General features: G+C 64.2%; 17 protein-coding genes. 10 read left to right on the top strand and 7 right to left on the bottom strand.

The features are described 5' to 3' along the window. Nucleotides 1–46 precede the first annotated feature (46 nt). The 5 genes from ACM62G_RS12275 to ACM62G_RS12255 form a co-directional block, all read right to left on the bottom strand. The gene (locus ACM62G_RS12275) at nucleotides 47–583 is read right to left on the bottom strand and encodes a DUF3299 domain-containing protein (RefSeq protein ID WP_419737228.1); all 537 of its coding nucleotides are present in this window, start codon (nucleotides 581–583) and stop codon (nucleotides 47–49) included. Nucleotides 584–663: 80 nt separating this feature from the next. Next, nucleotides 664–909, bottom strand: coding sequence for a GlsB/YeaQ/YmgE family stress response membrane protein (locus tag ACM62G_RS12270; RefSeq protein ID WP_054058586.1), 246 nt, complete (start codon nucleotides 907–909; stop codon nucleotides 664–666). 106 nt (nucleotides 910–1015) lie between these two features. After that, nucleotides 1016–2098, bottom strand: a complete 1083-nt coding sequence (locus ACM62G_RS12265) for a 5-(carboxyamino)imidazole ribonucleotide synthase (RefSeq protein WP_419737227.1) — start codon at nucleotides 2096–2098, stop codon at nucleotides 1016–1018. An 11-nt stretch (nucleotides 2099–2109) separates the two neighbouring features. Then, nucleotides 2110–2601 carry a 5-(carboxyamino)imidazole ribonucleotide mutase gene (gene purE, locus ACM62G_RS12260; RefSeq protein ID WP_054058584.1) on the bottom strand — a complete coding sequence of 164 codons (492 nt, stop codon included), beginning with the start codon at nucleotides 2599–2601 and terminating at the stop codon, nucleotides 2110–2112. Nucleotides 2602–2982: 381 nt separating this feature from the next. After that, nucleotides 2983–3900, bottom strand: coding sequence for a LysR substrate-binding domain-containing protein (locus ACM62G_RS12255; protein ID WP_054058583.1), 918 nt, complete (start codon nucleotides 3898–3900; stop codon nucleotides 2983–2985). A gap of 180 nt (nucleotides 3901–4080) precedes the next feature. On the opposite strand from ACM62G_RS12255, the gene aspA reads away from it, so the two are divergent. The 7 genes from aspA to ACM62G_RS12220 all read left to right on the top strand — a co-directional run bounded on the left by aspA (nucleotide 4081) and on the right by ACM62G_RS12220 (nucleotide 12894). After that, nucleotides 4081–5505 carry an aspartate ammonia-lyase gene (gene aspA, locus ACM62G_RS12250; protein WP_054058582.1) on the top strand — a complete coding sequence of 475 codons (1425 nt, stop codon included), beginning with the start codon at nucleotides 4081–4083 and terminating at the stop codon, nucleotides 5503–5505. A 431-nt stretch (nucleotides 5506–5936) separates the two neighbouring features. Further along, entirely contained in the window at nucleotides 5937–7370 is a 1434-nt protein-coding gene (locus ACM62G_RS12245; RefSeq protein ID WP_419737226.1) for an alanine/glycine:cation symporter family protein, read from the top strand. A 483-nt stretch (nucleotides 7371–7853) separates the two neighbouring features. Then, nucleotides 7854–8309 carry an SgcJ/EcaC family oxidoreductase gene (locus ACM62G_RS12240; protein ID WP_054057935.1) on the top strand — a complete coding sequence of 152 codons (456 nt, stop codon included), beginning with the start codon at nucleotides 7854–7856 and terminating at the stop codon, nucleotides 8307–8309. Between the two features lie 577 nt (nucleotides 8310–8886). Further along, the gene (locus ACM62G_RS12235) at nucleotides 8887–9288 is read left to right on the top strand and encodes a DUF6124 family protein (protein ID WP_419737225.1); all 402 of its coding nucleotides are present in this window, start codon (nucleotides 8887–8889) and stop codon (nucleotides 9286–9288) included. A 309-nt stretch (nucleotides 9289–9597) separates the two neighbouring features. Next, complete coding sequence (locus tag ACM62G_RS12230; protein WP_054057937.1) at nucleotides 9598–10590, top strand: AraC family transcriptional regulator; 993 nt, start codon at nucleotides 9598–9600, stop codon at nucleotides 10588–10590. A 159-nt stretch (nucleotides 10591–10749) separates the two neighbouring features. Further along, on the top strand, nucleotides 10750–11781 hold the full coding sequence (locus tag ACM62G_RS12225) for a histone deacetylase family protein (RefSeq protein WP_419737224.1): 1032 nt from the start codon (nucleotides 10750–10752) through the stop codon (nucleotides 11779–11781). Nucleotides 11782–11793: 12 nt separating this feature from the next. Further along, complete coding sequence (locus ACM62G_RS12220; RefSeq protein WP_419737223.1) at nucleotides 11794–12894, top strand: polyamine ABC transporter substrate-binding protein; 1101 nt, start codon at nucleotides 11794–11796, stop codon at nucleotides 12892–12894. 36 nt (nucleotides 12895–12930) lie between these two features. Here ACM62G_RS12220 and ACM62G_RS12215 read toward each other — a convergent pair whose 3' ends face one another. Together ACM62G_RS12215 and ACM62G_RS12210 are read right to left on the bottom strand one after the other, a co-directional pair. Then, complete coding sequence (locus ACM62G_RS12215) at nucleotides 12931–16341, bottom strand: hypothetical protein (protein WP_419737222.1); 3411 nt, start codon at nucleotides 16339–16341, stop codon at nucleotides 12931–12933. A gap of 96 nt (nucleotides 16342–16437) precedes the next feature. Next, nucleotides 16438–17988 (bottom strand): PLP-dependent aminotransferase family protein, encoded by a 1551-nt coding sequence (locus ACM62G_RS12210; RefSeq protein WP_419737221.1) that lies wholly within the window; start codon nucleotides 17986–17988, stop codon nucleotides 16438–16440. Nucleotides 17989–18078: 90 nt separating this feature from the next. Between ACM62G_RS12210 and ACM62G_RS12205 the strand changes: the two genes are divergently transcribed. From ACM62G_RS12205 to ACM62G_RS12195, 3 genes are read left to right on the top strand one after another with little or no spacing between them, the layout of a single operon-like run. Continuing rightward, complete coding sequence (locus ACM62G_RS12205) at nucleotides 18079–18717, top strand: FMN-binding negative transcriptional regulator (RefSeq protein ID WP_419737220.1); 639 nt, start codon at nucleotides 18079–18081, stop codon at nucleotides 18715–18717. Continuing rightward, complete coding sequence (locus tag ACM62G_RS12200; RefSeq protein WP_054056663.1) at nucleotides 18714–19160, top strand: GNAT family N-acetyltransferase; 447 nt, start codon at nucleotides 18714–18716, stop codon at nucleotides 19158–19160. Before ACM62G_RS12205 ends, ACM62G_RS12200 begins: the two co-directional genes overlap by 4 nt. 16 nt (nucleotides 19161–19176) lie before the next feature. Further along, entirely contained in the window at nucleotides 19177–19854 is a 678-nt protein-coding gene (locus tag ACM62G_RS12195) for a GNAT family N-acetyltransferase (RefSeq protein ID WP_273819771.1), read from the top strand. Nucleotides 19855–19864 lie beyond the last annotated feature (10 nt).

The following is a 19864-nucleotide window of genomic DNA, read 5'->3' as shown; positions in this document are numbered from 1 at the left end:
TCGCGGCGGTCCGCCGCCGCGAACAGCGACCTGACCGACCAACACCTTACAAGTCCGACTCCTTCACCACACGCACCTTCGCCGCATCCAGCGCATAGGCCGCATCGGCCAGGTCATTGCTGACCTTCTCGATCTTCAGCGTGCCGGTCACCCACAACGGCGTGTAGATATCGTCCAGCTTCAGGCCCTTGGGGTAACGCACCAGCACCAACTGGTTCGGCGGTGGCGGCGGTACGTGAATGCAGGCGCCCGGATAGGGAACCAGGAAGAACAGCGTGCTGCGACCCTTGGCGTCGGTTTCCAGCGGCACCGGATAACCACCGATGCGGATGTCCTTGCCGTTCATGGCGGCCACGGTCTTGGTCGAATACATCACCGCCGGCAAGCCCTTGGCCTGCTTCAGCCCACCCTTGGCGGTAAAGGTACCGTTGGCTTCCGGGGAGTTGTGGCTGATTTCCGGCATTTGCTCAAGGGCTTTCTGATCCGATTTTGGCATCAGTTCCAGCCAGTCGGTTTCCGGCAGCTCGGCCGCATGGGCCAGGCCGCTGCCCAGCAGGAGAAGTGTCAACAAGAGACGACGCATGAGGAACTCGGCAGGAGGGAATCAAGTCGCGCATTCTAGCCCCTCTGCGCGGGTTGCACAGAGGGGGTTGCGCAGGTCGCTCAGTTCTTTTTGATCAGCCCGTAGATCACCAGCAGGACGATGGCGCCGACCACCGCGCCAATGAAACCGGCACCCTGCCCGGCGTGGTAGATGCCCAGTGCCTGACCACCGTAGGTCGCGGCGATCGAACCGCCGATACCCAGCAGAATGGTCATGATCCAACCCATGCTGTCATCGCCCGGCTTGAGAAAACGCGCCACGAGGCCAACGATCAAGCCGATGAAAATGGTTCCGATGATACCCATGACGTTTCCTCTGAATAATTGCCCCCAACTGAAGCCTAGTTGGGCCCCAGCATCTTGCCATCAGAGGACGGCGGGGACCGATGGTTCCCGCCCGCCTGGATAACTTTTACTCGGCGATCAGCGCTTCGACCCGCAGGATCTGCTGCTGCAGCGTAGCCCGGTCGGCACAGCGCAGGTTGGCGTGACCGACCTTGCGCCCGGCCTTGAATGCCTTGCCGTAGTGGTGCAGATGGCAATCGGCGATCGCCACCACGCGCTCCACCGGCGGCACGCTGCCGATGAAGTTGAGCATGGCGCTCTCGCCGACCTTGGCGGTCGAGCCCAATGGCAGGCCGGCGACCGCCCGCAGGTGGTTCTCGAACTGGCTGCACTCGGCGCCGTCGGTGGTCCAGTGCCCGGAGTTGTGCACGCGCGGGGCGATCTCGTTGGCCTTCAGGCCTCCGTCGACCTCGAAGAACTCGAACGCCATCACGCCGACGTAGTCCAGTTGCTTGAGCACCCGGCTGGAGTAGTCTTCGGCCAGGGCCTGCAACGGGTGGTCGGTACTCGCCACCGAGAGCTTGAGAATGCCGTTCTCGTGGGTGTTGTGCACCAGCGGGTAGAAACGGGTTTCGCCATCGCGGGCACGCACGGCGATCAGCGAGACTTCGCCGGTGAACGGTACGAAACCTTCCAGCAGGCAGGGCACGCTGCCCAGTTCGGCGAAGGTGCCGACCACGTCGGCCGCGCTGCGCAGGACCTTCTGGCCCTTGCCGTCGTAGCCCAGGGTGCGGGTCTTGAGCACGGCCGGCAGGCCGATGCTGGCCACTGCCGCGTCGAGGTCGGCCTGGGACTGGATGTCGGCGAAGGCCGGGGTCGGAATCCCCAGGTCCTTGAACATGCTCTTCTCGAACCAGCGGTCACGGGCGACGCGCAGGGCTTCGGCGCTCGGGTAGACCGGGACGAACTGCGACAGGAAGGCCACGGTTTCCGCCGGCACGCTTTCGAACTCGAAGGTCACCAGGTCGACTTCCTCGGCCAATTGGCGCAGGTGGTCCTGATCGCCGTAATCGGCTCGCAGATGTTCGCCCAGGGCGGCCGCGCAGGCATCCGGCGCCGGGTCGAGGAAAGCGAAGTTCATCCCCAGCGGAGTGCCTGCCAGGGCCAACATGCGGCCCAGTTGGCCGCCACCGATTACACCGATCTTCATCGTCAAAAACCTCAGGCGATGCGTGGGTCTGGATTGTCCAGAACGCTGTCTGTCTGCTCAGTACGGAATTTTTTCAGCACGGCGTGGAACTGCGGGTGCTTGGCGCCCAGGATGCTCGCCGACAGCAGTGCGGCGTTGATCGCGCCAGCCTTGCCGATGGCCAGGGTGGCGACCGGAATGCCGGCCGGCATCTGCACGATCGACAGCAGCGAGTCCACACCCGAGAGCATCGACGACTGCACCGGCACGCCCAGGACCGGCAGGTGGGTCTTGGCCGCACACATGCCAGGCAGGTGGGCCGCGCCACCCGCGCCGGCGATGATCACCTCGATACCGCGGCCCTCGGCCTCTTCGGCATACTGGAACAGCAGGTCCGGGGTGCGGTGGGCCGATACCACTTTCACCTCGTAGGGAATACCGAGCTTTTCCAGCATATCGGCGGTGTGGCTAAGGGTGGACCAATCGGACTTGGAGCCCATGATCACGCCAACCAGTGCGCTCATCGTCGTGCCTCTTCTCTTGGGCGCCCGCGGGCGCGTCAAAAAACAACAAGCCACGCGGGAGGACCGGCGTGGCTTGTCATGCGAATAATGGCCGGGCAAACCGACCGAAGGCCGCGCAGTATACCGAAAAAAGCGCGTTTGACGCACCTTTGTCGCTGGGTCGATTTTAGCCGCTGAAGGCCGGTTTACCTGACTTTCAGGTCAATCCGAACCCAGCTCGAACGCTGTCCCTGTGGAAGCCGAACGCTGTGGGAGCAGGATTTTTCCGCGAATGGAGCGGCGCGGTTTTTCCGGACTACGCGTCATCGTTCTTCGCGGATAAACCGGGACGCCGGACCGCCGGCTCCTACAGGGGCCAAGCCTGCACCCAGACGGTTTGTTTCAGTTCGTCACCACTGCCTGCGCCGTACCGCTCTCCAGCTTGCGCCACAGCAGCCGCACGTTGGCCTTGCGTACCAGTGCACAGCGATACAGGCGGATCTCCAGCGGCACATGCCATTGCGGGCCGCCGCACACCACCAGCTCTCCCCGCGCCAACTCGGCCCGCACGCTCAGTTGCGGCACCCAGGCGATTCCCAGGCCCTCCAGCGCCATGCCCTTGAGGCTGTCGGCCATGGCCGTCTCGTACACCGTGGTAAACCGCAGGTTGCGCTGGCGCAGCAACAGGTTCACCGAGCGCCCGAGAAAGGCCCCGGCGCTATAGGCCAGCAATGGCACGCTACCCTCGCCCTCCAGGTCGAACAGCGGCTTGCCATCCGGCCCCACCGCGCACACCGGCAACATCTCGGTCTGCCCCAGGTGCAGCGACGGGAAGATCTCCGCATCCATCTGCAACGCCGCATCCGGGTCATAGAAGGCCAGCATCAGATCGCAACCGCCCTCGCGCAACGCATGCACCGCGTCCCCGACGTTGGTCGCCACCAGCCGCGTGGCGATGTTCAGGCCCTCGTTGCGCAACTGCGCGACCCAGCGCGGGAAGAACCCCAGCGCCAGGGAGTGCGCGGCGGCCACCTGCATCACCTCGCCCTGCCCACTTTCCAGGTGATGCAGGTGGCGCACCACCTCGCCCAACTGCTCGACCACCGTACGCGCCGTCACCAGGAACAACTGCCCCGCCGCCGTCAGCTCGATGGGGGTGCGCGAGCGGTTCACCAGGGTCAACCCCAGCGCCGCCTCCAGACTGCGGATCCGCCGGCTGAAGGCCGGCTGCGTGACGAAGCGGCGCTCGGCAGCCTGGGAAAAGCTGCGGGTGGCCGCCAGGGCACTGAAATCTTCCAACCATTTGCTTTCGAGATTCATCAACTTCTCCGTCACGCGCACCATTTTGGTTCACACGATCGTCACGCACGCCGCGTCACACCTGCATTATGCCGTTTATGCATGGGGCAGTGTGCAACAGCATTGGCCCAAAAAACCGCACAGGCCTAGCATTGGCGACGTTCCGGCATCGACCGGGTTCATATCGAGATGATTTCTATCATGTCCTCCGCTGCATCCTTCCGCACAGAAAAAGACCTCCTTGGCGTACTTGAAGTACCCGGCGACGCGTACTACGGCATCCAGACCCTGCGAGCGGTGAACAACTTCCGCCTCTCGGGCGTTCCGATCTCGCACTACCCGAAATTCGTCGTGGCCCTGGCCATGGTCAAGCAGGCCGCCGCCGACGCCAACCGCGAACTGGGCCACCTGAGCGAAGCCAAGCACGCCGCCATCAGCGAGGCCTGTGCCCGCCTGATCCGCGGCGACTTCCACGAGCAGTTCGTGGTGGACATGATTCAAGGCGGCGCTGGCACCTCGACCAACATGAATGCCAACGAAGTCATCGCCAACATCGCGCTGGAGGCCATGGGCCACAGCAAGGGCGAATACCAGTACCTGCACCCGAACAACGACGTGAACATGGCGCAGTCGACCAACGACGCCTACCCGACGGCCATCCGCCTGGGTCTGCTGTTGGGCCACGACGCTCTGCTCGCCAGCCTGGAGAGCCTCATCCAGGCCTTCGGCGCCAAGGGTGAAGAATTCGCCCACGTCCTGAAAATGGGCCGCACCCAGCTGCAGGACGCCGTACCGATGACCCTCGGCCAGGAATTCCACGCCTTCGCCACCACCCTCGGCGAAGACCTGGCACGCCTGAAGACCCTGGCACCGGAAGTACTCACCGAAGTCAACCTGGGCGGTACCGCGATCGGCACCGGCATCAACGCCGACCCACGCTACCAGAACCTGGCGGTAGAGCGCCTGGCGACCATCAGCGGCCAGCCGCTGGTACCGGCTGCCGACCTGATCGAAGCCACCTCCGACATGGGCGCCTTCGTCCTGTTCTCCGGCATGCTCAAGCGTACCGCAGTCAAGCTGTCGAAAATCTGTAACGACCTGCGTCTGCTATCCAGCGGCCCACGCACCGGCATCAACGAAATCAACCTGCCAGCGCGTCAGCCAGGCAGCTCGATCATGCCCGGCAAGGTCAACCCGGTGATCCCGGAAGCGGTCAACCAGGTGGCGTTCCAGATCATCGGCAACGACCTGGCCCTGACCATCGCGGCCGAAGGCGGCCAACTGCAACTGAACGTGATGGAACCGCTGATCGCCTTCAAGATCTTCGACTCGATCCGCCTGCTGCAACGCGCCATGGACATGCTGCGCGAACACTGCATCGTCGGCATCACCGCCAACGAGACCCGCTGCCGCGAGCTGGTGGAACACTCCATCGGCCTGGTCACCGCGCTGAACCCGTACATCGGCTATGAAAACGCCACCCGTATCGCCCGTGTCGCCCTCGAAAGCGGCCGCGGCGTACTGGAACTGGTGCGCGAGGAAGGCCTGCTCGACGAAGCGATGCTCGCCGACATCCTGCGCCCGGAGAACATGATCGCTCCACGTCTGGTGCCCCTGAAGGCCTGACCTTCAGCCACCTGATCGCAACACGCTCACCAGGTCGAGGGACTAGACACCTCTCACCTTTTGAGGGCTTGAAGGTCCATCCTTCAAGCCCTTTTTTTTGACTGGATTTTTCATAGTGAAAACGCCCTGCCGATCGTCTACCAGACAGCGGTACTCGTCATCCGACTGGCGAGGTGTCAGGGACAACGCTTACAGGGTTATTCATGAAAAATGACAGGCTGTGCAGACGCTGGCAGTCCTGATCGGTATAGTGCCGCCCCTCTTCGCGTAAGCGATCCGCGGCACAGCGGCACTGAAACACGCGAAACAACACTAAAAACAACCCGCGCAAGCTCGGGAAGACCTGTCGCCAGCCCACACTGCCCGCAACACCGGGTGTTGACGCGACCGGCCGATCGAGCCGCCTTTGCAAAAAAAGCGAGGATCCATCCATGCTTGAAGTCATCAACGACTTCCTCTCAGGGAAAGTACTGATCGTGCTCATCGTCGGGCTCGGCAGCTACTTCACACTTCGTTCACGGTTCGTCCAGTTCCGCCACTTCGGCCACATGTTCGGGGTTTTCAAGGAATCCCTGCGCGGCCAGGCAGGCCAACTGAGCTCGTTCCAGGCCCTGATGCTGAGCCTGGCCGGCCGCGTCGGCGCCGGTAACATCGCCGGCGTCGGTATCGCCGTGACCCTCGGTGGTCCGGGCGCCGTGTTCTGGATGTGGGTCACCGCACTGGTCGGCATGTCCAGCAGCTTCTTCGAATGTACCCTGGCCCAGGTCTACAAGCGCGCCGATGGCGATGGCCTGTACCGTGGCGGTCCGGCCTACTACATCCAGCACGGCCTCAAGCTGAAAAGCATGGCCATCGTGTTCTCGATCCTGCTGCTGGTCACCTACGGCTTTGCCTTCATCGGCCTGCAGTCCTACACCGTGACCCACTCGCTGCAGAACGCCTTCGCCTTCGATCCGAAGCACACCGGCATCGTCCTGGCCGTGCTGCTGGCCATCACCTTCATCGGTGGTATCAAGCGTATCGCCGCCGTGTCGGACCTGCTGGTACCGATCAAGACCCTGGCCTACATCGGCGTGACCCTGTACGTGATCGGCACCCAGATCGAACACGTGCCAGCCATGCTGGAAACCATCTTCAAGAGCGCCTTCGGCCTCGACCCAGCCTTCGGCGGCCTGCTCGGCAGCGCCATCGTCATGGGCGTGAAGCGTGGCGTGTTCGCCAACGAAGCCGGCCTGGGCAGTGCCCCGAACGTGGCCGCCGTGGCGGCCGTGAAACACCCGGGCGCCCAGGGCGTGGTCCAGGCGTTCAGCGTGTTCCTCGACACCTTCGTGATTTGCACCTGCACCGCGCTGCTGATCCTGCTGTCGGGCTTCTACACCCCGGGCTTCGAAGGGGACGGTATCGTCCTGACCCAGAACTCCCTGGCCGCCGTGGTCGGTGACTGGGGCCGGATCTTCGTCAGCGTTGCGCTGTCGCTGTTCGTCTTCACCTGCATTCTCTACAACTACTACCTGGGCGAGAACAGCCTGCAGTTCCTCAGCCGCAACCGTGTCGTACTGATGGCCTTCCGCGGCCTGGTGCTGGCGCTGGTGGTCTGGGGTTCGATGCAGGACCTGTCGACCGTGTTCGCCTTCGCCGACATCACCATGACCTGCCTGGCGTTCGTCAACCTGGTCGCCCTGGCCCTGCTGTTCAAGGTCGGCCTGCGGGTGATGCGCGACTACGACGAACAGCGTCGTGCCGGCATCAAGCAGCCGGTGTTCGATTCCAGCAAGTTCAACGACCTGGACCTGGACCGTGCCGCCTGGCCGGCCAACCCACAGGTTGAAAGCGCCGCCCAAGGCGTACCGGTGACACAACGCTGATGTAACCTGCGGGCGGCGCCCTGCCGTCCGATGCGCCCCAGTGAGCCAGCACTCACTGGGGTTACAGCCCCTTCCTACAGACTCCAGCAACATCCTCCCGATATATCTGTAGGGCAATTCCTATAGACCGTCCGAGCACTACACCCCGCCATAACGCCTCGGGTAGGATTGTTCCAAGTTGCCGTGCATAGACAGGAAAGTTCTCGTCGATTGTTTGAACGCACTGTCTTCCAACAATAAGAAACACGCCAGGCCAATCGCACAAAAGAGCAACTTTTTACGTTCAAGTAACAACTTCGGGTCAGACACCGACGCCTTGTCACGCCTGCAAACAGACGCCGACAGCCTTATGCGTCGCATCGGCCCATTACCTCACGAGCCAATCGGGACGGGCATTCTGCCCCGAACGGATGAAGTGTGCCGGTCACGGAAGTATTGGCTCTTTCTTATTCGAACAGTTGCCGGAGCAGCCTTGGGAAAACCATGAAAAAACAAGTCGTACCGGCCGCGCTGTGCAGCCTTGTTTCCGTACCGGCCTTGGCCGACAAGCCCCTGATGTGTACACCGGTGACAGCCGCCCAGATCGAAGTCCTGTTCGATGAATGGAACGCGGCGTTGCAGACCGGTGATGCGAAAAAGGTCGCGCAAGAGTATCTCTACGATGCCGTGCTGCTGCCCACCGTATCGAACAAACCACGCTTGACCGACGCCGAGCGCATCGACTACTTCGAGCACTTCCTGGCCAACAAGCCGAGCGGCAGGATCGACAGCCGCACCATCCGCACCGGCTGCAACGAAGCGATCGACATCGGTACCTACACCTTCGCCTTCAAGGACAAGCCGAGCGTGTCCGCCCGCTACACCTTCACCTATGCCTGGAGCAGCGCCAACGGCTGGAGAATCTCGACCCACCACTCCTCGGCGATGCCGGAGACGTGATGGGCAACCGGCTCCCAGACTGCTGAGCCGGAATCCCGGCCCCCTCAATCTCGTGGCGAGCGGGCTTGCCCGCGCTGGGGCGCGAGGCGGCCCTGAAACCCGTGCACTCGATATGTCAGGATGATCGAGTCGGTAGGTTTTACGACTGCTTCGCAGCCGAGAGCGGCGGTGCGGCGTTCCGACAAGCCCGCTCGCCACGACAGCCTCTCTCCCCCTCTCAACCGACGACAAATCGCGATGCATGAAACATTGCGTTTCAAGACAAATCCCTTTCACTTGAGGGATATTTCCTAGAAAATTCCAACGTATTGCGCCTGTCCAGCCGCGTGACTATCGTCGTTGCGTCACCGCTCTTTCGCGGTGATCGGGTTTAGCAGCCCACGCTCAATAGGCGCACAGCGCCCCCATGGCTCATGGCCGGCGTTTTTTCACGCCCCCAGTCTCATGGCGGCTGTGCGTGGGGCACCTTCGGGTGCGCCGGTTTCCTATTGGCCGGTCTGCTAACCCGCGTACAGCTGCCACCCTCTCGTTTAGCAGCGACAGGTGCCAGCTCCCATGCCGCAATAGGAGTGACACCATGCACAAGCCGGTCCCCGATCCGCCCAGCCAAGCCACCCGCCGCCGCATCACGGCGATCCTGCAACAGGCCAACGCCGACCTGCTGCAAGTGCTCAACGACCAACCCCACGAACCGCCTCTGCTGCAAGCCCTGAAGGAAACCGCCGCCCGCCCCGGCGACCTGCGCGACGGCCGCCATCGCTCGCTGTTCGACGTCAAGGCCGGTATCGACGCCGAAACCACCCTCAACCACGTCTCCCTGCTGCTGCGCTGCGCCGAAGAAGTCTCCGATGAAATCACCGAACAGGGCAGCGGCATCGAACGCGGCCTGATCTGGTCGATGGTGCATTCGGTGGAAATGGCCCGGGCGCTGGTGGATGCGTTGCTGGACGGATCACAACCGGTAGGAGAACGAGGGTGAGCAAAGATGATTGGGAGACGCCTGACCCAGTCAATCAATGCAGCTATCCATTTCCGAAGGGCCATTCTTGAACACATGGACAATTTCAAGGATGCCTCTCTGGCCCAGCAACGCCTCTCGGATATTCAGTCAGGCCGAAGTAACGCCATAACACTGGAGGAACTGGAACAACTACATGGTGTGGAACGCTCTGATTGCTAGAAACTTCGCGAGAAACTCTGCATCCTGCAAGAGCGTGTCGACCTCAGGAAAGACTTCGGCGGCACGCAACTTGCTCGACTCCAGCACCTCCCAAGGCCGGAATCGAGCATGCTCCACTCCCACCTGACCACCCTCAACGCCGTTTCCCTGGTGCTCAAGACCTTCCGCGAACAGGGCCTGCCCGACGACACGCTGCTGGCCGGCAGCGGCATCAGCGCCGCGGACCTGAGCCGCGCCGACACCCGCATCACCACCAACCAGGAGATGCAGGTGTGCGCCAACGCCGTGGCCCTGCGTCGGGAAATCGGCCTGGAACTGGGGCGGCGCATGCACGTCTCGTCCTACGGCATGCTCGGTTACGCCCTGCTCACCAGTGCCACCTTCGGTGACGCCTTGCGCCTGGCCCTGCGTTATCCGGCGCTATTGGGAACACTCTTCGAACTGAGCCTGGAGGAAGACGGCGAGCGCATCTGGTTCACCGCCGCGGACTACCGCGAAAGCCCGCAACTGGCGACCTTCAACGTCGAGTTCTGCCTGGTCTCGCTGAAAGTCATCTGCGACGACCTGCTCGGCCGTCCCCTGCCCCTGCTCGCCGCACGCTTCGAACACGACGCGCCGGACTACCAGGCCGACTACACCACCAGCTTCGACTGCCCGCTGCAATTCTGCGCCACCCGCAACGCCTTCGCCTTCGACCGCACCTGGCTGGACCAGCCGCTGCCGCTGGCCGACCCGATCACCCACCAGGCCATGGCCGAACGCTGCCGCAAGCAGAATCTGGAGTTCACCGGGCGCCAGGCCTGGCTCGGACGCATCCGCCAGTTGCTCGCCGCCCAGTTGCACACCGCGCCCGGCCTGGAAGGCCTGGCCGAACAGATGAACTGCTCGGCGCGAACACTGCGCCGGCACCTGCGCGACCTCGGCTGCAGCTACCAGGAATTGCTCGACGAGCTACGCTTCGAGCGGGCCAAGCAACTGCTGGCCGACGACCAGTTGCCGATCCACCGGATCGCCGACGAACTGGGCTTCAGCGAAACCGCCAGCTTCCGCCATGCCTTCGTGCGCTGGAGTGGCGTCAGCCCGAGCCAGTTCCGGCCCTGACCGAGCGTGCCACCCAACGGTGCGGCGCTGCCTCATTCAGGGGCGAAATCAGGACAGAGGTTTTGGCCATATCGATCCCCTTTTGGCCGCTCCTGCCGTTCTCCGATCCGCGCCGGGCATCAAGAATGAGCCCACGTCCACGCCAACGGAGAACAATAAATGCTGACGATCTACTCAGACGATCACCACCTGCACCACGGCCGCTGCGAGCTGATCGACGGGCAACTGATGCCCTGCTTCGAGATGCCTTCGCGCGCCGATCACGTGCTCGCCCGTGTCCGCCACCAGGCCCTGGGGCCGGTGCGTGAGCCCGAGGACTTCGGCCTCGAACCGATCCGCCGCATCCACGACGCCGCCTACCTGGACTTCTTCAAGGGCGCCTGGGACCGCTGGGCCGAACTGGGCCAGGACGGCGACCTGCTGCCGTTCACCTGGCCGGCGCGCACCCTGCGTCAGGTCCTGCCCAAGAGCCTGCATGGCCAGCTCGGCTACTACAGCTTCGACGGTGGCGCACCGATCACCGCCGGTACCTGGCAGGCCGCCTACAGCGCAGCGCAGGTCGCCCTCACCGCCCAGGCCGAGATCCAGCGCGGCGCCCACAGCGCCTTCGCCCTCTGCCGGCCACCGGGGCACCACGCCGCCAGCGACCTGATGGGCGGCTACTGCTACCTGAACAACGCGGCCATCGCCGCCCAGGCGTTCCTCGACCAGGGCCGCGCCAAGGTGGCGATCCTCGACGTCGACTACCACCACGGCAACGGCACCCAGTCGATTTTCTACGAGCGCAGTGACGTGCTCTTCGCCTCGATCCACGGTGACCCGCAAGCCGAATTCCCGTTCTTCCTCGGCTATGCCGACGAACTGGGCGAAGGCGCCGGCGAGGGTTTCAACTTCAACTACCCGCTGGCCGCCGGCAGCGGCTGGGAGCGCTGGAGCACGGCGCTGGAGCAGGCCTGCGGCGAGATCGAGCGCTACGACGCCGACGTGCTGGTGGTTTCTCTCGGCGTGGACACTTTCAAGGACGATCCGATTTCCCAATTCAAGCTCGACAGCCCCGACTACCTGCGCATGGGCGAACGCATCGCCCGCCTGGGCAAGCCGACGCTGTTCGTGATGGAAGGCGGTTATGCGGTGGAAGAAATCGGCATCAATGCCGTGAACGTACTCGAAGGTTTCCAGAACGCCCAATGAGGAACTAGAAGAATGAACAGACTCAAGCGTCTCATCGCCCCGGCCCTGTGCGCCGCCGTGCTCAGCGGCGCGGCGCACGCCGAAGACCGTACCCTGCGGGTATACAACTGGTTCGACTACATCACGCCCAAGGCCCTGGACGACTTCAAGGCGCAGAACAGCCAGGTCAAGCTGGTCTACGACATCTTCGACACCAACGAGGCGCTGGAGGCCAAGCTGCTCACCGGCAATTCCGGCTATGACGTGGTGGTGCCGTCCAACGTGTTCCTCGCCAAGCAGATCGAGGCCGGAGTATTCCAGCCGCTGGACCGCAGCAAGTTGCCGAACTGGAACCACCTCGATCCCAAGCTGATGAAGCTGCTGGAGGCCAACGACCCGGGCAACCAGTTCGCCGTGCCCTACATGTACGGCACCATCCTGATCGGCTTCAACCCGGCCAAGGTCAAGGCGGCCCTGGGCGACAACGCGCCGGTGGACAGCTGGGACCTGATCTTCAAGGAAGAGAACATCAGCAAGCTCAAGCAGTGCGGCGTCGCCCTGCTCGACTCGCCGTCGGAGATCCTGCCGCTGACCCTGCAGCACCTGGGCCTGAACCCCAACAGCAAGAACCCCAAGGACTACGAAAAGGCCGAGGCGTTGATGCTGAAGATTCGCCCCTACATCACTTATTTCCACTCGTCCAAATACATGGCCGATATCGCCAACGGCGACATCTGCGTCGCCGTCGGCTACTCCGGCAGCTTCTCCCAGGCCGCCAACCGCGCCAAGGACGCCAAGAACGGCGTGGTGGTGGACATGCGCCTGCCCAAGGAAGGCGCGCCGATCTGGTTCGACATGCTGGCGATCCCCAAGGGCGCCAAGGACCCGGAGGACGCCTACACCTTCATCAACTACCTGCTGCAACCGCAGGTGATCGCCCCGATCAGCGACTTCGTCGGCTATCCGAACCCGAACAAGGATGCGACCGAAATGGTTGATCCGACGATCCGCCACAACGCCAACCTGTACCCCACCGAGGCGGCGATGAAGACCCTCTACACCCTGCAGCCGCTGGACCAGAAGGCCGAACGGGCACGGACCCGGGCCTGGACCCGGATCAAGTCGGGCACCTGAGGCGCAGCCCTGTCGCCGCCCCCGTGGCGACAGGGCCTACACCTGGCGGTCCGGCGACAGGAACAGTTCGGCGGCCGAGGTCGGGTCGATCGTGTAACGCTGGATGTCATCGATGCTCTGCCCCGAATGCTGCTGGGCCTTCTGGAAGCTCCTCCCCAGGAAACGCTGCTGCGGCGTCTTGAGATGGGCCGCGGTAAAACGGGCATCCGCCGCCTCCAGGCTCGCATAGTGAAAGTGCGCGTACCACAGCGGGGTACGCTGCAGATCGGCGATCTCGTACTCCTGCAGAAAGTCCCGGCCCTTGCCGCCGGACATGTCCTTGCGCGGCCCGAGGCGCCGAATCCTGATCTGCTGCCGGCTCTTGAGGTACGCCACGCCAATGACCGAGGGCGGGTCGAGCTTCACTCTTTCGATACGCAGGCGTACGCCCTGGGCGCGCAGGAGTTTCGCGCCGGCGTCGAGCTTGTCCACCAGCTCTGCGGGATACTCCTCCAGCCCCTGGGTCAGCGCCTGCAGCTTGACCGACAGCTCGCTGAACAACCCGGCCTCATTGGCCAACAGGGTCTCGATATCGGCCGGACCATGCGCGATACGCAGGTTCTTCTCGCCCCTGTGCAGCCGGCCAGGCAAGGAGTCGAGCAATTGGCGGGCCTGGTACTTCAGGGTGTTGAGTTTCTTCCTGGCCCGCACACTCAGCTCGCCGGCACCGCCCAGCAACAGGGGACCGCGGTCCAGTTGCCAGCTTCCCGAAGCCGTGCGGGTCAACCAGGGCCCCTGTAACGCCGGGTGGTTGTCATTGACGATCCTCACCCCTTCGAGGGTGCGCGAAACCCGAAACCATTCGCCATCGACATGGGCATAGAACAAGCCGTCGCGCTGATACAGGCCCTGCCATTCACCCACGGCTGCCGACATGCCGCCAGGCACCTCGGTCGCCAGGTGGAACGGTTTCAGCCGCTCCAGCTCGGATGCTGTCAGCTCACGTCCTCGGCGGGTCCAGATGAAGGCCGGCAGCTTCCTGCCGCCACCACTCCATGGGCTGAGGACCGAGCCACCGACACCGACGACGGGCGATGGGCCGAGTGCCAGCCGGCGGTGATAGACCAGCACGGCCGCCAGGTTCAACAGCACATCGGCGAACGCCGCCCAGGGGCTGCGGTTATTCGGCTCGGCCAGCGCCTTGAGGCTGGGCAGCAGTTGCACGATCAGCCCCACGCCCGCCAGGGGACCTGGCGCCCATGGCAGCAGCAGGTTGAACAACGCCCAGCCGAGGTTGGTGAGGCGCTGCCGGCGTGCTTCGGCATTGGACACCGTGACCGCCTCGGCGTGTCTGATCAGCGCTTCGATGCTGGCATCAAACAGAGCGTCGGTGACCCGGCCGGACAACACCGCGGTATCCAGTGTGGGCGGCTCGGGAATCGCGGGCAGTGTCCAGTCGTCGATGATGAGCTGCGACAGATGCGGCTCAATGAAGCCACCCCGGTCATAGACCCTGCGACTGTAGTCATCGAGGCCCGCCAGCACCGATTGTTGCAATCCCCCCTCGACCTGGATGGCTGCCAGCAGGTGCGCGAGCGAGGCGAACTCGAGCAAAGGCTCTGCCGCAGCCGGTCGCAAGAGCACCTGCGGCCCCCGGTCGACGCTCCGCGGACCGACCACGAAATGATTGAGTACCTGGTCCGCCGTAGCGCCAGGGTGCGCCAGCAAGGCCAGGGGCCGGACCACGATGGACTGTCCCGACACCACCAGAGCCTGGGTGCCCAGGCTCATCACGGCCTCGACGTAAAGCTGCGCAGGCTCCGTCAGCCGCTGCGTCAACCGCAGCTCCAATGCCAACATCGGCAACAGCGCCTGCAGGTACTGGCTGAACAGCGAAGACTGCCGATAGCGCTCGGCCGGATTGCACTTGAGCTTGCGCTTGAGCAAGGCGGGATAGGTGGCACCGATGTTGGCCTCGCTCACGGCTGCACGCAGCCGCTCAAAGGTCATCCAGGCCGGTACCGGCGTCTCAGGCTTGCCGTAGTGAATCTGCGCGACGGCGGAGAGTGGAAAGGCCTCGATGTTCTGCAGCGCCATGTCCGTGTAATCCTCGGTGGACGAGCGGGTGCGCTGGTCCAGGCCAGGGTTGAAACCCCGGTCGGCGGCTTCCCACGAACTGTTGTCACTCTGGGTGAGCGTCACGCGGATATGGCCAACCGATACCCCCTCGGCCCTGGGGTCGAGCCTGACCAGGCTCTTGGCCAGCTCCTGTTCGGCAAATTCGAGAATGCCGGGAATGCCATCGAGAAACGCCTTGCCGCCCAGGGACCGTTGGACTTGCGCCAGCCTGCTGACATAGCGGGCGTAGGTGCTACGGTCCGCAGTCGAGGCCTGCTGCAGCCAGTCGGGCAGCAGCTCGTGCAACTGCCGCAGCTTCGCTTCATGGTCGGAGTGAAAGGCTCCCAGCAGCCCCTGTGCCCCGGTCAGCTCTTGCAGGTGCTGGTCGAGCCTGGCGCGGTCGCTGTAGTCGCCCGGTTCGAGCGTGGCGATGTGCTGCAACTGGCGGGTCAGCAGGGTGGCCGTCAGGGCATCGAAGACATGATAGTCCGCCGAATAGTCGGCCGGGCCCGGCTCATCCTCACTCAAGGTCATCTCCAGCGCCTCGATGGAGTCGAACGCCTCAATGCCTCCCAGCAGCGTGTACAACAACACGATCTGTCGCTGGCCGACCTGACGCGTCAGCAGCAGTGCCTGCCGGTACAGCGTCTCGGAGCCCTGGGCACGGGTGCCGACCAGCGTGATGCGCGCCCTCGCGCAACTCTCTCCCAGCGCCTGGGAACGGCCCTGAAAATCCGGAAAATCGAGGACGGCCTGTACCGTGTCCAACTCCTCGCCCGTGAGCACAGCACTGGCCTGGCGCAACTGGGCCGCGATGAAATCCGATAGTTGCTGCCAGGGCGAAGCCCCTTGTGACGGGTTCCAGAAATCCGCCAAGCCCTGCCACGACGAAGCAGGCGAACTCCAGAAATCCACCAGGCTCTGCTGGTAGGCATCGAGCAATGACGGCGCCCATTCGCCTATCAGTCCTTCCACCGTGCCCACCGGCAGACGCAGCAGTTGTGGCGTCTCGGCGCCCGGATCAAGCGTCAGGTAGCTGCCCAGGGGATGAGTCGGCGCGGCCTTTCCCAGCCAACAGTCAATCAGCCGATGGGTCAGCGGGACGATCTGCCGGGTCGCCGGTGCATCACTGCCGGCGCCCACCGTGAGATTGATGAAAGCCGCATTGCGCAGCTGTTTTCCCTGGGCCGGGAAATGGTCTTCCAGCATCGCCTGCACCAGCTCGGCCGTGGCACGCTCGAGGCTGGGACGAGCGGCCAGGCAATCAGCGAGGCTGAAGACGTGGGAGGCCTGGTCGCTCTCGCTCACCGGAGCCAGAACGCAAGAGAGGGGACTTGAAGCATTGGACATGACAAAGGGTCTCGGGGCTGAAGAATCTGGCCCTCGACCATAGTCATGCGCCGCTCACGGGAAGCGGTAACTAAGTAGTCCGGCGTTGCCGCCTGGTCAGTCCCGCCAGGCCTCGCGCAAACGTCCCAGGGCCGCCTCGATATCCGCTTCCGGCACCGCCGCAAACCCCAGGACCAGCCCTGCGTGGCGCTCCGCCGGCGGCTGCGGCGGGGTGATCCAGAAGCTGCTCAAGGAGCTGATCTCGACGCCGACAGCCACCGCCCGGGCGATCAGTTCCTGCTCCCGCTCCAGGCTCTCGACCGGTACCGTCAGGTGCAGGCCGGCGACCGCTTCCGGCAGGCTGCCGCAGCCGCGGATATCGGTCGGCCAATGGGCCAGCAGGGTGTTGCGTCGGCTCAGGGCGGCCCGGCGCATGCGGCGGATATGCCGCTGGAAATGCCCGGCGGCCATGAACTCGGCCATCACCGCCTGGGTGCTGACTTCCGAGTGGCGCATGTCCAGTGCGCGCCGCTGGGAAAAGGCGTCCACCAGCGTCGGCGGCAACACCAGGTAACCCAGGCGCAGCGCCGGAAAGGCGATCTTGCCGAACGTGCCGACGTAGAGCACCCGCCCCTGCCGGTCCAGGGCCGCCAACGGTGCCAAGGGCGCGCCACTGTAGCGGTACTCGCCGTCGTAGTCGTCCTCGACGATCCAGCCGCCGGTGCGTTCGGCCCAGGCCAGCAGCTCCAGGCGCCGCGCCAGGCTCATGATCACCCCGGTGGGGTATTGATGAGCCGGCGTGACATAGGCCAGCCGGCAGTCCGGCAACCGCCCGAGTTCGGCACAGTCCAGGCCCTCGTCATCCACCGCCACGCCATGCACCGTCGCCCCGGCTACCGCGAACGCCAGCCGCGCCGCCCGGTAGCCGGGGTTTTCCACCGCCACGCCGTCGCCGGGGTCCACCAGCAACTGTGCACAAAGGCTGATGCCCTGTTGTGCACCGCTGGTGATCACAATTTGTTCAGGCGAGCAGGACAAACCACGGGAACTGCGCAGGTACGCAGCGATCAGGCTGCGCAACTGCCTCTCCCCCGCCGGCTCGCCGTAGCACAGCTGCGCCAGGTCCGGTTTTCTCCAGAAAGCCGCCTGCAGCTTGGCCCAGACGCCGAACGGGAACAGGTCGAAAGCCGGCACTCCCACCCGAAAGGCCCGTGGCGGACCCTCCGGTGGCTCGTACATCGCGTTGCGCTCGATGCGCTCCAGTGCCTGATTGTGGATAACTTTACTGGATGAAATCCCAGTATCTTTCACCGATTTTGTGGATAACTCTGTTGATAAGCCTGTTGAAAACTCTGTGGATATTTTTGTGGACAACTTTCTGATCGGCAGCGCCTTGTCTGGCAATTGCGCAACGTAGGTGCCATCGCCAATCCGCCCCTCGATGAAGCCCTCGGCATACAGCTGGTCATAGGCCCGAACCACGCTGTTGCGGGAGATCCCCAGGGCGCTGGCCAGGTCGCGGCTGGCCGGCAGGCGGCTGCCACTGGCCAGGCGTCCGTCCAGCACCCGCAGGCGCAGGGCCTGGTAGAGCTGGCGGCTGAGGCCCTTGGCCGGATCCAGCTGGATCCCGGCAGGGTCGAACGACAGGGGCAGCGATGGGCTGGGCATGGCATTGGACCTATGAAAATCACCAACAATGGCTCTTACAACCAACCAATAGCCTGCCTAGGATGCCGGTATTCGCCAAGGAAAATTTCCATGTACACACCCAGCGCCTTCGCCGAACACGACCTGCCCACCCTGCACCGGCACATCCAGGCCACGCGCCTGGCGATCCTGGTCACCCACGGCAAACTGGGCCTGCAGGCCAGCCACCTGCCGCTGCTGCTCGACCCGGGCCAGGGCGCCCATGGCACCCTGCTCGGGCACCTGGCACGGGCCAATCCGCAGTGGCAGGAGCTGGCCGAAGGCGCCGAGGCGCTGGTGATCTTTCCGGGGGCCGATGCCTATGTCAGCCCGTCCTTCTATGCCAGCAAGGCCGAACACGGCAAGGTCGTGCCAACCTGGAACTACACGGCCGTGCACGCCTACGGCCAGGCCGAGGTGTTCGACGAGGCCGGGCGCCTGCGCCAACTGGTCGGTGCCCTCACCGACCGCCATGAAGCCGGCCGGGCCACCCCCTGGACAGTCGACGATGCGCCCGAGCCGTACATCGCCACCATGCTCAAGGCCATCGTCGGCATCGCCCTGCCGATCCAGCGCCTGGAAGGCAAGCGCAAGCTCAGCCAGAACCGCAGTGCCGTCGATATCGCCGGCGTACAACAAGGGCTGGCGGCCAGTGCCGACAGCCAGGACCAAGCCCTCGCCCAATTGATGCATCAAGGAGTGTCAGCATGAGTTCGATCGAAATCCGTCCGGTGACCGCCGCCGACCAGGCCGTCTGGCGCCCGCTGTGGCAGGCCTACCTGAAGTTCTACGAAACCGAATTGCCGGACAGCATCTACCAGTCGACCTGGCAGCGCTTCCTCGACCCGGCCGAGACCACCCACGCCGCCCTGGCCTGGCAGGACGGCAAGGCCGTGGGCCTGGTGCACTTCATCTACCACCGCTCGAACTGGAGCATCCAGAATTCCTGCTACCTGCAGGACCTGTTCGTCGCCCCCGAGGTGCGCGGTACCGGCCTGGGTCGCAAGCTGATCGAGCATGTGTACGCCACGGCGGCCCGGGACGGCTGCAGCAAGGTGCACTGGCTGACCCACGAAACCAACGCCACGGCCATCCAGCTGTACGAGCGGATTGCCGAGCGCCCGGGCTTCATTCAATTCCGCCACGGCCTCTGAGCCCGAGAACAACACCATGTCGACACCCGTAGCCAACTGGAATGGCGCCCCGGCGCCGTCCACCCGACGCCTCGAAGGACGCTTCATCATCCTGGAAAAACTCGACGCCGCCCGCCATGGCGACGAGCTGTATCGCGCCCTGGAAGGCCCCGGCGCCGATCCGAAACTGTGGGACTACCTGCCCTACGGCCCGTTCCCGCAGCGTGAAGGCGCCTTCGACGACTGGCTTGCCGGCCACGCGGCGAGCAGCGATCCCTACTTCTTTGCCGTCGTCGACAAGGCCAGCGGCGAAGTCCAGGGCGTCCTCAGCCTGATGTCGATCGTGCCGGCCCAGGGCCGCATCGAGATCGGCCACGTCACCTTCGGCGCACCGATGCAGCGCTCGCCCAAGAGCACCGAGGCGGTCTACCTGCTGGCCAGGGAGGCCTTCGCCCTCGGCTACCGGCGCCTGGAGTGGAAGTGCAACAACGACAACGCCCGCTCCCGCGCCGCCGCCGAGCGCCTGGGTTTCCAATTCGAGGGCGTGTTCCGCCAGCACATGGTGGTCAAGGGCAGGAACCGCGACACCGCCTGGTTCAGCATCATCGACTCGGAGTGGCCCGCCGTGAATGCCGGCTTCGAGCGCTGGCTGTCGGAGGACAACCTGGGCGCAACGGGGCAGGTGCGGACCCTGACCGAATGTCGCGAAGCCTGAAGGCCTGACA

Origin of the sequence: Pseudomonas sp. COR18, assembly GCF_048568395.1 — a bacterium.
Lineage (GTDB): Bacteria > Pseudomonadota > Gammaproteobacteria > Pseudomonadales > Pseudomonadaceae > Aquipseudomonas > Aquipseudomonas fuscovaginae_B.
Note: the sequence above shows the minus strand (reverse complement) of the source record. Positions and strands in the feature narration are given on the sequence as shown.

Excerpts from the sequence above, each read along its gene's own strand:
- ACM62G_RS12200 (WP_054056663.1), top strand. The coding sequence starts at position 18,714 with ATGAGTTCGATCGAAATCCGTCCGGTGACCGCCGCCGACCAGGCCGTC.
- ACM62G_RS12270 (WP_054058586.1), bottom strand. The coding sequence starts at position 909 with ATGGGTATCATCGGAACCATTTTCATCGGCTTGATCGTTGGCCTCGTG.
- ACM62G_RS12210 (WP_419737221.1), bottom strand. The coding sequence starts at position 17,988 with ATGCCCAGCCCATCGCTGCCCCTGTCGTTCGACCCTGCCGGGATCCAG.
- ACM62G_RS12195 (WP_273819771.1), top strand. The coding sequence starts at position 19,177 with ATGTCGACACCCGTAGCCAACTGGAATGGCGCCCCGGCGCCGTCCACC.
- ACM62G_RS12230 (WP_054057937.1), top strand. The coding sequence starts at position 9,598 with ATGCTCCACTCCCACCTGACCACCCTCAACGCCGTTTCCCTGGTGCTC.
- ACM62G_RS12275 (WP_419737228.1), bottom strand. The coding sequence starts at position 583 with ATGCGTCGTCTCTTGTTGACACTTCTCCTGCTGGGCAGCGGCCTGGCC.
- ACM62G_RS12240 (WP_054057935.1), top strand. The coding sequence starts at position 7,854 with ATGAAAAAACAAGTCGTACCGGCCGCGCTGTGCAGCCTTGTTTCCGTA.
- ACM62G_RS12220 (WP_419737223.1), top strand. The coding sequence starts at position 11,794 with ATGAACAGACTCAAGCGTCTCATCGCCCCGGCCCTGTGCGCCGCCGTG.
- ACM62G_RS12245 (WP_419737226.1), top strand. The coding sequence starts at position 5,937 with ATGCTTGAAGTCATCAACGACTTCCTCTCAGGGAAAGTACTGATCGTG.
- purE (WP_054058584.1), bottom strand. The coding sequence starts at position 2,601 with ATGAGCGCACTGGTTGGCGTGATCATGGGCTCCAAGTCCGATTGGTCC.
- ACM62G_RS12225 (WP_419737224.1), top strand. The coding sequence starts at position 10,750 with ATGCTGACGATCTACTCAGACGATCACCACCTGCACCACGGCCGCTGC.
- ACM62G_RS12205 (WP_419737220.1), top strand. The coding sequence starts at position 18,079 with ATGTACACACCCAGCGCCTTCGCCGAACACGACCTGCCCACCCTGCAC.
- ACM62G_RS12265 (WP_419737227.1), bottom strand. The coding sequence starts at position 2,098 with ATGAAGATCGGTGTAATCGGTGGCGGCCAACTGGGCCGCATGTTGGCC.
- aspA (WP_054058582.1), top strand. The coding sequence starts at position 4,081 with ATGTCCTCCGCTGCATCCTTCCGCACAGAAAAAGACCTCCTTGGCGTA.
- ACM62G_RS12215 (WP_419737222.1), bottom strand. The coding sequence starts at position 16,341 with ATGTCCAATGCTTCAAGTCCCCTCTCTTGCGTTCTGGCTCCGGTGAGC.
- ACM62G_RS12255 (WP_054058583.1), bottom strand. The coding sequence starts at position 3,900 with ATGAATCTCGAAAGCAAATGGTTGGAAGATTTCAGTGCCCTGGCGGCC.
- ACM62G_RS12235 (WP_419737225.1), top strand. The coding sequence starts at position 8,887 with ATGCACAAGCCGGTCCCCGATCCGCCCAGCCAAGCCACCCGCCGCCGC.